A 13,646-nucleotide genomic window follows, 5' to 3' on the forward strand; every position below is an offset into this window, starting at 1 on the left:
GCTTCAAGCTCCGGCTCAGCTTCAAGCTCCGGCTCAGCTTCAAGCTCCGGCTCAGCTTCAAGCTCCGGCTCAGCTTCAAGCTCTAGCTCTGATTCAAGTTCTGGTTCAACTTCAAGCTCAGGCTCTTCTTTAAGCTCTGGCTCAACTTCAAGTTCTGGTTCCGCTTCAATTTCTGGTTCAAGCTCTGGTTCTTCTTCAAGTTCTGGCTCTACTTCAAGCTCTGATTCAGATTCAAGTTCTAGCTCTGCTTCAAGCTCTGGTTCCGCTTCAAGTTCTGACTCTGCTTCAAGTTCATCATCTACACCATCAACTGACCAATCTGGTGTTTCCACATAGTCGTCGGTTGGTTGTTCTAACTCACTTAACAGATCATCGATACTTTCAAGGTTTTCATCGTTATATTCATCTAAGGCATCCTCTGGATCGAGTAATGTAGAAGACGTATCGGTGAAATCACCTTCAGATCCAACGTCAAACTCAGGCTCAGGTTCAAGTTCTGCTTGAAGCTCCGGCTCAGCTTCAAGTTCAGGTTCTTCTTCAAGCTCCGGCTCAGCTGCAACTTCTGGCTCAGCTGCAACTTCTGGCTCAGCTTCAAGTTCTGGCTCTGCTTCAAGCTCAGGCTCAGCTTCAAGCTCTGGTTCTACTTCAAGTTCAGGTTCTACTTCAAGTTCAGGCTCTACTTCAAGCTCAGGCTCTACTTCAAGTTCTGGCTCTGCTTCAAGCTCTGGTTCTACTTCAAGTTCAGGTTCTACTTCAAGTTCAGGCTCTACTTCAAGTTCAGGTTCAGCTTCAAGTTCTGGCTCTGCTGCTTCAAGCTCAGGCTCTACTTCAAGTTCAGGTTCAGGTTCAGCTTCAAGCTCTGGTTCTACTTCAAGCTCCGGCTCAGCTTCAACGCCTGGCTCAGCTTCAACGCCTGGCTCAGCTTCAACGCCTGGCTCTGGCTCTACTTCTGGCTCAGCAAAAGATGAAGCGATAGATTCTACATCTTCACTATTTAACTCTTCTTGCGCGTCAGTTAAATCTTCAATTGAGTCCGCCAATGCATGATCTATTTCAGAATCATGAACATCACTTTCAGGTTGCTCCGCATCCAGTACATCGTCAATATCTACTTCGTCTTCATCAACTAGGCTGTCGATATCTGGCTCTTCACTTTGAGCCTCAGTAGCCGATTGTTCTGCATCAAGTAAATCGTCAATATCTACTTCGTCTTCATCTACTAAGCTGTCGATGTCTGGCTCTTCACTTTGAGCTTCAGTAGCCGATTGTTCTGCATCAAGTAAATCGTCAATATTAACTTCGTCATCTTCATCTACTAAGCTGTCAATATCCGCGTCTTCACTCTCTGCAGCAGCGGGTTGCTCTGCATCAAGCAAGTCATCAATGTCAATCTCGTCATCTTCTTCAACTAAGCTGTCAATATCAGTTTCTTCACTCTGTGCAGTAGCGGGTTGCTCTGCATCAAGCAAGTCATCAATGTCAAATTCGTCATCTTCATCAACTAAGCTGTCAATATCGACTTCTTCACTCTCTGCAGCAGCGGGTTGCTCAGCATCAAGTAAGTCGTCAATATCAAATTCGTCATCGTCTGCTGATGTGTCAGTTGCCTGCTCATTATTTTCATCGAGTAAATCATCAATGTCGAAGTCTTCGCCCTCTTCGGCGAGCTCTTCACTGAGTGCAGCCATATCATCATTCGATTCACCTTGGGGTTCATCAGGCAATGAATCGTCATCTTCTTCATCAAACAGGCTATCTAAATCATCCGCACTTAAAATATCATCCGATTCGTCAAGATTAATTGTATCGCCCGTGTCATCCTCATCAGGGCTATCAAAATCTTGTTGCATGAAAACATCAAGTTCATCGCCCTCAGTATTTTCATCCTCAAAAACAACATCATCATTAAGTAAGCTTTCTAACTCATCTTGATCTAATAAACTGTCATCATCGAGATCATCATTAAATTCCACATCATCATCAAGTAATACGTCATCCATGTTCTCATCTAACTGCACACTTAAATCATCAAGTGGATCGGGAGCAGGCGCTTCGTCAAGCGTGGGTTCTGGCATTTCATCTAGAGGGTCAGTATAAGCAGGCGCTTGTGGTATAAATTCATCATCGTTACTCTCAGGCTCTTGGTTATTACCACGCTTACGCAGCCACATAACTACAGCAAAAATAATCAACAACGCTGGAATGGTCATTAATAAAATGAGTACCAAAGGGTTCGAGAGTAATGCAGCAAAGCTAAATTCATTCTCTTGCTCTGCATCTTTTAATTTTTGCTGTGCAATGATCTCGTTTTGCTTAACGATTAATTCTTTTAACTGTTGTTGAATTTCACTATCTTGGCCTAGTTGTAAACGAACGTTTTCTAACTCGTTTGAAATACCTGTCAGCTGTTTTTTAAGGTTGTTGTTTTCAACTAAAATCTCTTCTACGTTACTAACCGAACTTTTAAACTGCTGCTGAAGCTCAACTAATTTATTACCTTGATCTGTTTTAATCGCTTTTAATTCTTGTTGTAATTCTTTTTTGGCTTCATCAACGTCTGCTTTGCGGGCTTGGGTTACTTGTGTTTGTGCTGAATTGATCTCTGCTTGAGTGAGTGTGCCATTTTTCTTTTTTTCCCACAGTTCATCGTCTTGCTCAGAACGTTGCTTAGCTAATTGCGGGTTTACTCGTCTAATTTCTGCCAAAGTAGGTATTTTTAAATACGAACCACTTTGCATGTGATTTAAGTTTTGTTCTAAAAATGAGTTGGGGTTTTTGTTATACAAGGCCTGCATAACTTGATAAATGCTGACTGAGTTATCTGGGCGAACTTTAACGGCAATACGCCAAAGTGTATCGGTTGGTTTTATTGGCCCAATAGAGCGACCCTGCGCGCCGTAATCTGCGCCTTTAGGCCCTCTTAATTGGGTACTGTCTTGAGAGTAAACAGTCGTTACCATCAGTGCAGACGCTAATATAATAAGTGAAACGAAACCGCGCATGCTGATCCTTTAATGTTTAAATGTTAACGCAGCGCTTTAAAATTGGCGCTTAAACATTGATTATTCTTGCCGTTGTTAGCCACGTGGCCAACGCACATTTTTATTACAATCTATTTTTATTGCAAGCTCTATTCCAGTTACAAACTATAAACCAGTTAAGCCATAATATCCATCGCAACGCATTGAAAATAAATACCTTAAACATCATGATAAAAATGTTTTTATGTTGTTTATCAAGATGTTTACACTCTCTCAGTTAATAAGTGGCAAAAAAATGGCGGTTAAAGCATAAAAAAACGGCAAACCACTGTGGTTTGCCGTTTATTGAAATTATCACTATTTTCAGGCTAATTACATATAATTAGCAATCAGTTCTTCTGCTATTTGTACACTATTGGTTGCAGCCCCTTTACGGGTATTATCACTTACTACCCACATATTTAATCCATGTGGGTGTGAAATATCAGCACGTAAACGGCCGATATAAACAGTATCATTACCACTGGCATCCGACACAGCCGTTGGGTAATCGCCAGCATCATCAATTAGCTCAACACCTGGCGCATCACTCAATAGTTGCTTTACATGCTCAAAATCATAAGGCATACGCGTTTCAATATTAATTGACTCAGAATGACCAAAAAATACAGGGACGCGAACACAAGTCGGGTTTACCGCAATGGTTGTATCGCCTAAAATTTTATGCGTTTCGTTTACCATTTTCATTTCTTCGCGCGTATAGCCGTTATCTTCAAAGCTATCGATTTGCGGTATTACATTAAACGCAATTTGCTTAGGAAATATTTCGTTTTCCATTGGGCGTGCATTCATTAAATTTGCAGTTTGTTTAGCCAGTTCATCAACTGCCTCTTTACCCGCTCCCGACACCGCTTGGTAAGTTGAAACGTTAATACGATCAATGCCGTATGCATCATAAATAGGCTTAAGCGCAAGCATCATTTGAATGGTTGAACAATTAGGGTTGGCAATAATATTACGATTTCTAAAATCGGCTAAGCTAGATGCATTTACTTCTGGCACAATAAGCGGCACTTCAAAGTCATTTCTAAAGTGCGATGTGTTATCAATAACGATACAGCCAGCGTCTGCGGCAATAGGGGCATATTTTTCAGATACACTGCCACCAGCAGAAAATAAACCGATATGCGCTTGGCTAAAGTCAAAGCCTTCAACATCACGTACTTCTATGGTCTCACCACGAAACTTTATATCTTCGCCAGCACTGCGGCTGCTTGCTAATAAAAACAGCTGATCGACCGGAAATTTACGATCTTCCAAAGTTTCAATGATTTGACGACCTACAAGGCCTGTAGCGCCGAGTACGGCAACGTTATATTTTTGCGACATATTTCATCCTCTGTAAGCACGATTAAAACAACCGTGCTAATTAAATTAGTTTGCTGTAGTAAAACCAAGCTGCGCAAGTGCAGCAAGCTCGGTGCTATCACCTTCAACCACCACGGTGCTAAATTCACGTCGGGTTGGATAATTTTTTCGTAAACTGTCAAAGCCTTCATCGGCCAAGTGACGCAGTAAAATGCCGTCATCACGGCGTACGTCATAAACTAAATGCACTAAACGAGCTATATCTATTTCGCTAAAACTACTTCCTAGGGCGACTTTTTTAATTGCAGGAGGCGGTAAAAAATCATCAAGTGATTTTATTGCGTTAACCCCTTTTAGCTCACACAAGCTTTGATACAACATTTGTGTACCCCGAGCTTTACCCTCAAGAGTATGTCCGGCAATGTGCACACTGGCATAGCGAACATGCTCAAGTAACTCGGTTAAAATGTTAGGTTCGTTTTCCCACACATCCAACACTAAATCGAGCTCAGCGCCTGCTTCCATCACCTCAAGTAATGCTTGATTATCAATCACATCACCTCGGCTGGCGTTAATTAAAGTAAGTCCAGGTTTAAGCGTAGTTAAGCGCTTTTTATCAAGCATGTGCAGTGTTTTATGCGTACCTGTTTTTACTAACGGCACATGAAACGTGACTATATCTGACTGCGCTAATAGCTCATCAAGCTCAACGTGCTCGGGTAATAGCCCTTGCTCATGCTTTATTGGGTCGCACAATAGTAAATTAACGTTAAGTGCTTTTAGCTTGTGCGCGAGGCAACTACCAATATTACCCACACCCACAATACCAATTGTTTTCCCGCTTAATGGGCTGGCGTTTTCTTGACTTAATGCAAATAAACTACTGATCACATATTCAGCAACCGCAATCGCATTGCAGCCTGGTGCACTGGTAAAAGCAATATTTTTTGCGTTGAGCAAATCGGTATCAATATGATCCACACCAATAGTGGCTGTACCTACAAAGCTTAGCTTATTAGCCTGTGCTAATAATTCACTATTGACCTGCGTGACTGAACGAGTGAGTAATACATCAACATCAATGAGTTGTTCTGGAGTTAATTGCCTGCCATCAAATCGTTCAACCTCACCCATATCTTTAAAGAATTGCTCAACTAAAGGCATATTTTGATCGGCAAGAATTTTCATTGTGAATCCGTTTGGCAAAATGGGACCTTATTGTAACGAACAACCGCCTATTTGCACAAACGAAAAAGCCGAGCATTTTGCTCGGCTTTAAAATAGTTAAAGGTTTACTTAGCCTTTGTATTTGCTCATTACTAATGTGGCATTGGTGCCGCCAAAACCAAAACTGTTAGACATAACCGTATTTAGTTCAACGTCTTTGGCTTCAGTTACAATGTTCAAGCCCGCTGCTTGCTCATCAAGCTCATCAATATTGATAGATGGCGCAACAAAACCATGCTCAAGCATTAGCAATGAAAAGATGGCTTCGTGTACACCTGCCGCACCCAGTGCATGGCCTGTCATTGCTTTAGTTGCGCTGATCATTGGCGAGTTACCACCAAATACTTCTTGAATAGCGCCCAGCTCTTTCACATCGCCTACGGGTGTTGACGTACCATGGGTATTCAAGTAATCAATGCTATCAACGTTTTGCATTGCTTGGCGCATACAACGTACTGCGCCCTCACCTGATGGTGCAACCATGTCGTAACCATCTGAGGTTGCGCCGTAACCGGTAATTTCAGCATAAATGTGCGCGCCACGTGCAAGTGCGTGTTCTAGCTCTTCAACAACCACAATACCGCCACCGGCTGAAATCACAAAACCATCACGGTTAGCATCGTATGTACGTGATGCTTTTTCAGGTGTGTCGTTATATTTAGTCGAAAGCGCGCCCATAGCGTCAAATTCCATCGCTAGCGTCCAGTGAAGTTCTTCACCCCCACCTGCAAAAATAACGTCTTGCTTGCCTAGTTGAATCTGCTCAACGGCATGGCCAATACAATGCGCAGAGGTTGCACACGCAGAGCTAATTGAATAGTTAACGCCTTTAATTTTAAATGGCGTTGCTAAACAAGCCGAGGTGGTGCTCGCCATAGTACGTGGCACCATGTAAGGGCCAACGCGCTTAACGCCTTTTTCGCGAAGGATATCGGCCGCTTCTACTTGCCATTTTGATGAACCGCCGCCAGAACCCACTAATAAACCAGTGCGCTCGTTTGATACTTGTTCGTCGCTAAGGCCCGCATCTTCAATCGCTTGTGCCATTGAGATATAAGAATAAGCCGCTGCATCACCCATAAAGCGCATTGCTTTGCGGTCAACATGCTCTTTAACATCAATATCAATTTTACCTGATACATTGCTGCGCAATTTGTAATCAGCAAATTCTTGGTTAAAAGCAATACCGCTTTTACCCGCTCTTAGTGACTCTAATACTTCTTCTTTATTATTGCCGATGCTTGATACAACACCGATGCCTGTTATTACGGCTCTTCTCATGGGTAATTCCCTTAGCTTAATACTTAATTGTGTTCTATTTTACGCGAATTTAATCACCTAAGTGGTCAGCTTTCTAGCGTACACTTGTACTCTGAACCTACAGCTTATAAATAACGCCAGACTATTTCAAAGAAAACACGTAAAATAATTAAAAAATTATCTATAAAATTGAATTGGTCATGATAAAAAACGCCCACATACACTTTAATGATTTAGGGACACCGGTTGCTAATGACTTTGATGATGTTTATTTTTCTAATGACGACGGCCTCGCTGAGTCTCATTATGTGTTTTATCAACAAAACAATATAGAGTCACGGTTACAAAATCATGACCGTGAGCACTTTGTTATAGCCGAAACCGGTTTTGGTACAGGGCTTAATTTTTTAAATGCATGGCAGCAGTTTTATGACCACCTGCAATGCCCACAAGTTCAAAGTCAACAGTCTAATAACGTGCAACGACTGCATTTTATTTCTTTTGAAAAATATCCACTTAGCGTAAATGATTTAAAACAAGCCTTGCAAGCTTGGCCTAGTTTAAGTCATTTAAGCGCCCAACTCGTCTCCCACTACCCGATTAATTTAACCGGTTGTCATCGCCTTGAATTTGCCAATGGCCTTGTGGTGCTCGACCTCTACTTTGGTGATGTGCTGGAATGTATTAATAGCATGAGCTACCCACAAAGTGGACTCGTTGACGCATGGTTTTTAGATGGTTTTGCACCGAGTAAAAACCCCGACATGTGGCAGCAAAGTGTATTTAACGCCATGGTTGATATTTCCAGATGCAACGCGACATTAGCCACGTTTACCGCTGCGGGCTTTGTTCGTCGGGGCTTAATTGAAGCAGGCTTTAGCATGCAAAAAGCCAAAGGCTTTGGCCGAAAACGAGAGATGCTAGTTGGCACACTCGCTCAGGCTAATTCAAAACAATCGGCCCCCGCCTATTTTGAGCATCACTTCTCTCCCCTTACCAATGTGGCTGTTATTGGCGGTGGTATAGCGAGCAGTTGTATTCTTTATAGCCTCGCGAAACGCGGTATACCAAGCCACTTATTTTGCCAAGATAAACAACCGGCCATGGGGGCATCTCACAATGTACAAGGGGCGATATATCCGCATTTACAAGCAAAAAATTCGCCACACAGTGAACTATTTGCCCATAGTTTTTTATACGCAAAGCGGCTTTACAATCAATTACTCAACAATGGCTTTTTGTTTGATCACCAGTGGTGTGGTGTGCTGCAACATGCAGTAAAAAAACCATTGGCAGAGCGTCATCAAAATCTCGCTGATAAACAACTGTGGCCAGAGCAGCTTATGCGAAATGTGACTGCTGATGAGGGTGATGCTATTGCTGGGGTTAAAACAGGTTACTCAGGGGTGTTTTTTGAACAAGGCGGCTGGGTTAATCCCCCCCAGTTAGTCAGTGCTATGTTAGATGCCGCACAGCAATTAAATGAGTTTGAGAGCCTATTTAATTGCCACATTGAGCAACTTAACAAACAACCCGATGGCTGGTACTTAACCACGCAAAAACAAACATTTGGCCCTTTTAGCGATGTGATTATTTGCGCCGGTGAACACAGCGATGCATTTGCGCAAACTAAAACGCTCCCTATTGTTGGCGTACGCGGACAGGTGTCACATGTTCAAGCAAGCACGCAATCACGTAAGCTAAAAACCGTGTTGTGTCATAAGGGGTATTTCACCCCAGCTTATTTAGATCACCATTGTATGGGCGCCACCTTTGAAAAAAACAGTAAAAGTCGTGAAGTGACCGAGCAAGATAATCAAACCAACCGCGAGCAACTGCTGAGCTTTTATAACAACACTGAATTTGCCACCAGCTTAGGCAAAATTAGCTCAGCTAAAGCCGCTGTTCGCTGTAGTTTTATTGACCATTTACCTATGGCCGGTGAATGGGTGGAGCAAACTGACTATACACATGCATTTGCTAATTTACGTTTGGGTAAGCGCTATCAATACCAAGCATTAAAAAAACCACAACAGGGCCTGCATATTTTTACCGGCTTTGGCGCGCGAGCATTATGCAGTGCACCGCTATCTGCCGAGCACATAATTAGTAGTTTAAACAATGAACCTCGCCCACTAAGCGAACGCGTAAGCCAAGCTATTCACCCAGGCCGCTTTATTGTTCGTGACCTTATTCGCAATAAAATTTAAAGGTAATAATACCTACAAAGCCCTTTACCGTAATTACCAAGAACGCAGTGTACGTATTGGCTTATACCACCGTAGCCTTGTAACCGAAGTAAGTATAATGATCGAGTAAAAAGTTCTAAAAAACGCCTTAAAAAATAGCTAATTTTAATACTCAGTTAAGTAATAACTTTTCACTAATATGTTTTTTTAAATAAGCTCGTTTAAATCCCATTTACTCTTTAAAAATAATTTCCTACCCCAAGGTCTGTTTGTACGAACAATCTTTACACTATATTGAGAAGGAATTAATTATGAGTAAGACTTTAATTATTGGCGCAAGTGGTCAAATTGGTAAAATGGCTACCAAACTACTTTTAGAAAATGAGCAAAATGTTGTTGCACTTGTAAGAGACAAAAGCAAACTGCGTGATTTAGATAGCCCATTTTTAAGTATTGTTGAACAGGATTTAGAAGGTGACTTTTCAAGTGCCATTAATGGCTGCGACCAAGTTATCTTTGCAGCAGGTTCAGGTGGAAGTACAGGCACAGATAAAACCGTACTTATTGATTTGTGGGCAGCGACAAAAGCAGCAACTTATTCTAAAGAGCACGGTGTAAAACACTTTATTATGGTCAGCTCTATTGGTGCAGACGATCCTGATGCGATAGATAGTGACTTAAAGCCTTATCTTGTAGCAAAACATATGGCTGATGAGCATTTAATTCACAGTGGACTCAATTACACAATTGTCCGCCCAGGAACATTAACTGACGAAAGTGCCTCTTTGGAAGTAACAACAGAGCGCCCTAGCGATCAGTCAAAGGCTAAAATTAGCCGCGAAAATGTAGCCAACGCATTGCTTCACGTTGCTACAAACTCATTTAATAGCAATCGTATTTTTGAGTTATTTGATGGCGATAAACCAATAAAAGCCGCTATTAAGTAAGCATTACACTCACCCCTTGCCATGCAAGCTGCATGGCAAGCAGAGTTAAAATCACTTTAAAAATAACCCTAAAACGCGCCACAGAGAGCCGCTTAAGTAAACGAATCCCTAACCAGGTGCCAATGGCTCCGCTTAAAATCATCGCCAGTGTTAACGGCAACCATTGCCAAAAGCTAAAACCCAGCCCCGCATAAACAACGGCTTTTAAGCTATGCTGCAAGGTCATAATACTTGAAAAAGTCGCGGTAAATTTAAGCTTATCGTAATGATTAATGTGTAAATAACTCGCCACCAGAGGCCCACTTGCTCCCACAAAAGTAGAAATAAATGTCGTAATTACACCCGCTATTAAACGCCCTAATCGTGAGTCTTTATTAAATTCAGGGATTGTTCCCCACAGTAAATAAATCACAAATAAAGCCACAAACAGCTTCATGCTATCAAGGTTAATATCGCTCACTACTTGGCTCGACAACCCAGCACCAATTAACCCACCCAGAGTAAAATACAACAACATCGGCTTATCAAGATGAGCAATACTTAACAATAATCGATTGGCATTAGAGCCTAACTGCACTAAACCATGTACCGGCACAACCACTGCCATCGGCATAACCGACGCCATTACCACCAGCAACATTAATCCACCACCCGCACCAAAGGCTGCCGATACAAACGAAGTAAACCCCGCCAGTAAAATAAGTAACAGCGAGATCAAAGGCGAAATGTGTTCAGCTGTAAAAATATCCATATCAAAGCTCGCAGTTAATCATTGGCTCATAATACAAAAAATAGGCAAGTAAGCGACTAGTCTATTAGTTGTAAGGGGTTCGGGGTTCACAAGATAAATCAAAGCACAATAAATTCAATAATTTTTTTTAGGGTTTTTAAACAAACGAATTTAAAAACTGTTATTGGTGGAGCTGGGGGGATCTCAAATATACGAACTAACAATTATTTTAATGAAGAGTAAAATAAAAAATCACTTTAATTCTTGTTTATAAACAACCTTTTTAACTGGAATTTTATGGTATTTGATTAAATCGCTAATCAGGTAAATAGCAAAGTAACTTTCTTTTTCATTGTATTTGTTTGCTACGTATCGAGATCTCAGAAGTGTAAAAATCAACACTTCAGTTACTAACCTTATCGCAATCCATATCTCAGCAAAAAACATAGCTGCTATTAACAACATAAAAGCGACTTTTGCCCAGCCATACAGATCGATGTCATATACTAATTTAAAGAAATTTGCTGAGGCACTGGGGTGAAGCGACAATATAGTACACAAAGAGCATAATGCGAGTGTAAGCGCCAAAATACGAGGTTTAGCTGTTTCGTTATAAATCATTCCAAAGTAGTCGAAGGTTCTGTAAGTCCAAAACCAATGGTGCTCTGACATTCTATTTAAGTAAGGCTTTACATCATTAACATAATTCAGATAATCTTCCCGAACAATAGGAAAATTAGCCTTAAGCCAGATGATTTTTAACCGATTTAAATCTTTAGTGCCTTTCGGACCATACTTATCAATAAAATCTTCGACTACTGCACTCTTAATTTTTATAACAAAAAAACATACTAAAACAACAAAAATAATTATGTATAGCGTAGAAAATAAAATACCACGAACTGACTTTAACTCTTCAAATATTTCAAGCTCATTACTAAAGTAATAGAGCAAGTACCCCCCGATTACTGTATGCAATAGAATTAGCAGCGCTATTGGTAAAACTCGCTTCACACGTCCCTTTAAGCTGTAAAACTCTATGTAATATTGATTAGCAAAAGCATAAAACTGATCCATCAAAGTCCCTTTAATAAATAATTACTTGTTCACCCAATCTAAGTGATTAGCCTTAAAAATCTCTACACCTTTTCTACGGACTCGTTCTATCCAATCTTCCGCTTTATTAACGCCCACGTGAAAATGCTCAACAGCAGTTTTTTGCAGTACGCGGTGCTCATTTTGAATTGTGGTTGGCATTAGCGCAGCATCATCAGTATTGATACATACAGTGACAGACCCTTTTCTCAAACCAAAGCGATTGTACTTCTCACCTTGCTTAAGCCACTCTTGCTCTGGCGGGTCCCATCTAAAAATAGGGTGTTCGTGATAATGCTCAAATCGGCCAATATAAATATTAGAGGTTGGGCAGGCTTCTATGATAATGCCTTTAGCTGCATATTTCTCCATTTGTAAGTCTTGAATAGCTTCATAAAGATCAAGTTCCGCAGCGGAGACTGAGTCAAATTGCATGCGTCCCTTAACATAGAATGGATCTTCCCCCTGTTTAGGCTGACAATGGATTATGACGGGCTTTTTGCGTGCAGCAAAGTATGCGTCATCTCTGATATGACCTAATGAATCGCCCCGTGTTTGCCAGAGACTCAATAACTTGAGAAACTGGAACTATGAAAAAATCAAATCGCTATACATCAGAATTTCGTGAACGTGCAATTAGGCTTGTTACCACACAACAGCATGAATACCCTTCTCTTTGGGCTGCGCTAGTATCGATTTCAGATAAACTGGGATGTACCCCAGAAACACTTAGAGCATGGGTCAAGAAATCTCAAGCTCAACCGTCTAAACCCTCTTCTAATACGCAATCAACTGAAGAACGCCTTGCCGTCTTAGAGCGCGAGAATAAAGAGCTCAAGCGAACGAATGATATCCTGAGGCAAGCTGCCGCTTTTTTCGCCCAAGCGGAGCTCGACCGCAAACAGAAGTAATAGTGGATTTTATTGATGCTTGCAGAGAGCATTACGGTGTCGAGTCAATTTGCAAGGAATTGCCGATTGCACCATCAACGTATTATTCTCATAAACAGATACAAAGAGAGCCTGAGCGACTGTCTAACCGCAAAAAGCGTGATGCTGAGCTGATAATACTCATTCGCGAAGTGTGGGAGGATAATATGTCAGTTTATGGTGCAAGAAAAATATGGAAGCAGCTACAGCTTGACGACCATCAAGTCGCCCGCTGTACAGTCGAACGATTGATGCGAGTTATGGGAATTCAAGGTGTTCGTCGGGGTAAAGCACATAAGACAACGATACCTGACGAGCAACAAGATAAGCCACTTGATTTAGTTAATCGTCAATTTACTGCTGAGCAGCCAAATCAACTTTGGGTAGCTGACATCACCTATGTTGCCACATGGAGTGGGTTTGTTTATGTCGCTTTCGTGATAGATGTTTTTTCACGATACATTGTAGGTTGGCGTGTATCAACGACAATGCACACAGAGCTTATTCTTGATGCGTTAGAGCAAGCTATTTGGCATCGTGGCAACCCCGAAGGGTTAATTCACCACAGCGACAGAGGCAGCCAATATTTGTCTATACGATACACTGAGCGACTTGCTGAAGCTGGAATTCAAGCGTCTGTAGGCAGTGTGGGTGACTCTTATGACAATGCATTGGCTGAAACAATAAATGGATTATTTAAAACAGAGATTATTCGCAGAAATGGCCCGTGGAAGAATGTTGATGCTGTTGAATACGCAACGTTAGAGTGGGTCAATTGGTTTAATAATCAACGCTTATTATCTTCAATTGGGTATATTTCACCAGCTCAATATGAAACAGACTACTATGATAATTTAAACGAGTCAGGTAAAGTGGCCTGACTTAAACAAACTGGTCTCCGATGAACTCGGGGCGATTCA

Annotated in this window: 10 protein-coding genes and 1 other annotated feature; of the genes, 3 read left to right on the plus strand and 7 right to left on the minus strand. The window is 41.4% G+C overall.

Going from position 1 to position 13,646, the window contains the following annotated elements; translation table 11 throughout:
- From ND6B_RS19765 to fabB, 4 genes are all read right to left on the minus strand, one after another.
- A partial coding sequence (locus ND6B_RS19765; RefSeq protein WP_052074385.1) for a FimV/HubP family polar landmark protein occupies window positions 1-3,002 on the minus strand: 3,002 nt, incomplete at its 3' end.
- 351 nt (window positions 3,003-3,353) lie between these two features.
- Window positions 3,354-4,370 carry an aspartate-semialdehyde dehydrogenase gene (locus ND6B_RS12360; RefSeq protein WP_013465468.1) on the minus strand — a complete coding sequence of 339 codons (1,017 nt, stop codon included), beginning with the start codon at window positions 4,368-4,370 and terminating at the stop codon, window positions 3,354-3,356.
- A gap of 45 nt (window positions 4,371-4,415) precedes the next feature.
- On the minus strand, window positions 4,416-5,537 hold the full coding sequence (locus tag ND6B_RS12355; protein WP_033103119.1) for a 4-phosphoerythronate dehydrogenase: 1,122 nt from the start codon (window positions 5,535-5,537) through the stop codon (window positions 4,416-4,418).
- Between the two features lie 108 nt (window positions 5,538-5,645).
- The gene (fabB, locus tag ND6B_RS12350) at window positions 5,646-6,857 is read right to left on the minus strand and encodes a beta-ketoacyl-ACP synthase I (protein WP_013465470.1); all 1,212 of its coding nucleotides are present in this window, start codon (window positions 6,855-6,857) and stop codon (window positions 5,646-5,648) included.
- 179 nt (window positions 6,858-7,036) lie between these two features.
- On the opposite strand from fabB, the gene mnmC reads away from it, so the two are divergent.
- Both mnmC and ND6B_RS12340 read left to right on the plus strand, forming a co-directional pair.
- Window positions 7,037-9,046 carry a bifunctional tRNA (5-methylaminomethyl-2-thiouridine)(34)-methyltransferase MnmD/FAD-dependent 5-carboxymethylaminomethyl-2-thiouridine(34) oxidoreductase MnmC gene (mnmC, locus tag ND6B_RS12345; protein WP_033103120.1) on the plus strand — a complete coding sequence of 670 codons (2,010 nt, stop codon included), beginning with the start codon at window positions 7,037-7,039 and terminating at the stop codon, window positions 9,044-9,046.
- Between the two features lie 290 nt (window positions 9,047-9,336).
- On the plus strand, window positions 9,337-9,972 hold the full coding sequence (locus ND6B_RS12340) for an NAD(P)-binding oxidoreductase (protein WP_016899261.1): 636 nt from the start codon (window positions 9,337-9,339) through the stop codon (window positions 9,970-9,972).
- Here the strand turns inward: ND6B_RS12340 and ND6B_RS12335 are convergent.
- The 3 genes from ND6B_RS12335 to ND6B_RS12325 all read right to left on the minus strand — a co-directional run bounded on the left by ND6B_RS12335 (window position 9,965) and on the right by ND6B_RS12325 (window position 12,232).
- A complete protein-coding gene (locus ND6B_RS12335; protein ID WP_033103121.1) occupies window positions 9,965-10,723 on the minus strand; it encodes a sulfite exporter TauE/SafE family protein in 759 nt (252 codons plus the stop codon). The genes ND6B_RS12340 and ND6B_RS12335 overlap by 8 nt on opposite strands.
- Window positions 10,724-10,954: 231 nt before the next feature.
- The gene (locus tag ND6B_RS12330) at window positions 10,955-11,779 is read right to left on the minus strand and encodes a hypothetical protein (RefSeq protein WP_033103122.1); all 825 of its coding nucleotides are present in this window, start codon (window positions 11,777-11,779) and stop codon (window positions 10,955-10,957) included.
- A gap of 21 nt (window positions 11,780-11,800) precedes the next feature.
- Window positions 11,801-12,232: a hypothetical protein gene (locus ND6B_RS12325; RefSeq protein ID WP_051686707.1), complete on the minus strand. Its 432-nt coding sequence runs from the start codon at window positions 12,230-12,232 to the stop codon at window positions 11,801-11,803.
- 155 nt (window positions 12,233-12,387) lie between these two features.
- Between ND6B_RS12325 and ND6B_RS12315 the strand changes: the two genes are divergently transcribed.
- Window positions 12,388-13,607, plus strand: a protein-coding gene (locus ND6B_RS12315) for an IS3 family transposase (protein WP_223230517.1) whose coding sequence is annotated in 2 segments (ribosomal slippage) — window positions 12,388-12,676 and window positions 12,676-13,607 — 1,221 coding nt in all. Because the reading frame shifts where the segments join, the coding sequence is not laid out codon by codon here.
- Window positions 12,666-12,782: a sequence feature (AL1L pseudoknot), on the plus strand. It overlaps the preceding gene by 117 nt.
- Window positions 13,608-13,646: the final 39 nt, after the last annotated feature.

Origin of the sequence: Pseudoalteromonas sp. ND6B, assembly GCF_000764215.1 — a bacterium.
Lineage (GTDB): Bacteria > Pseudomonadota > Gammaproteobacteria > Enterobacterales > Alteromonadaceae > Pseudoalteromonas > Pseudoalteromonas tetraodonis.

Excerpts from the sequence above, each read along its gene's own strand:
- ND6B_RS12360 (WP_013465468.1), bottom strand. The coding sequence starts at position 4,370 with ATGTCGCAAAAATATAACGTTGCCGTACTCGGCGCTACAGGCCTTGTA.
- ND6B_RS12355 (WP_033103119.1), bottom strand. The coding sequence starts at position 5,537 with ATGAAAATTCTTGCCGATCAAAATATGCCTTTAGTTGAGCAATTCTTT.
- fabB (WP_013465470.1), bottom strand. The coding sequence starts at position 6,857 with ATGAGAAGAGCCGTAATAACAGGCATCGGTGTTGTATCAAGCATCGGC.
- mnmC (WP_033103120.1), top strand. The coding sequence starts at position 7,037 with ATGATAAAAAACGCCCACATACACTTTAATGATTTAGGGACACCGGTT.
- ND6B_RS12340 (WP_016899261.1), top strand. The coding sequence starts at position 9,337 with ATGAGTAAGACTTTAATTATTGGCGCAAGTGGTCAAATTGGTAAAATG.
- ND6B_RS12335 (WP_033103121.1), bottom strand. The coding sequence starts at position 10,723 with ATGGATATTTTTACAGCTGAACACATTTCGCCTTTGATCTCGCTGTTA.
- ND6B_RS12330 (WP_033103122.1), bottom strand. The coding sequence starts at position 11,779 with ATGGATCAGTTTTATGCTTTTGCTAATCAATATTACATAGAGTTTTAC.
- ND6B_RS12325 (WP_051686707.1), bottom strand. The coding sequence starts at position 12,232 with ATGCAATTTGACTCAGTCTCCGCTGCGGAACTTGATCTTTATGAAGCT.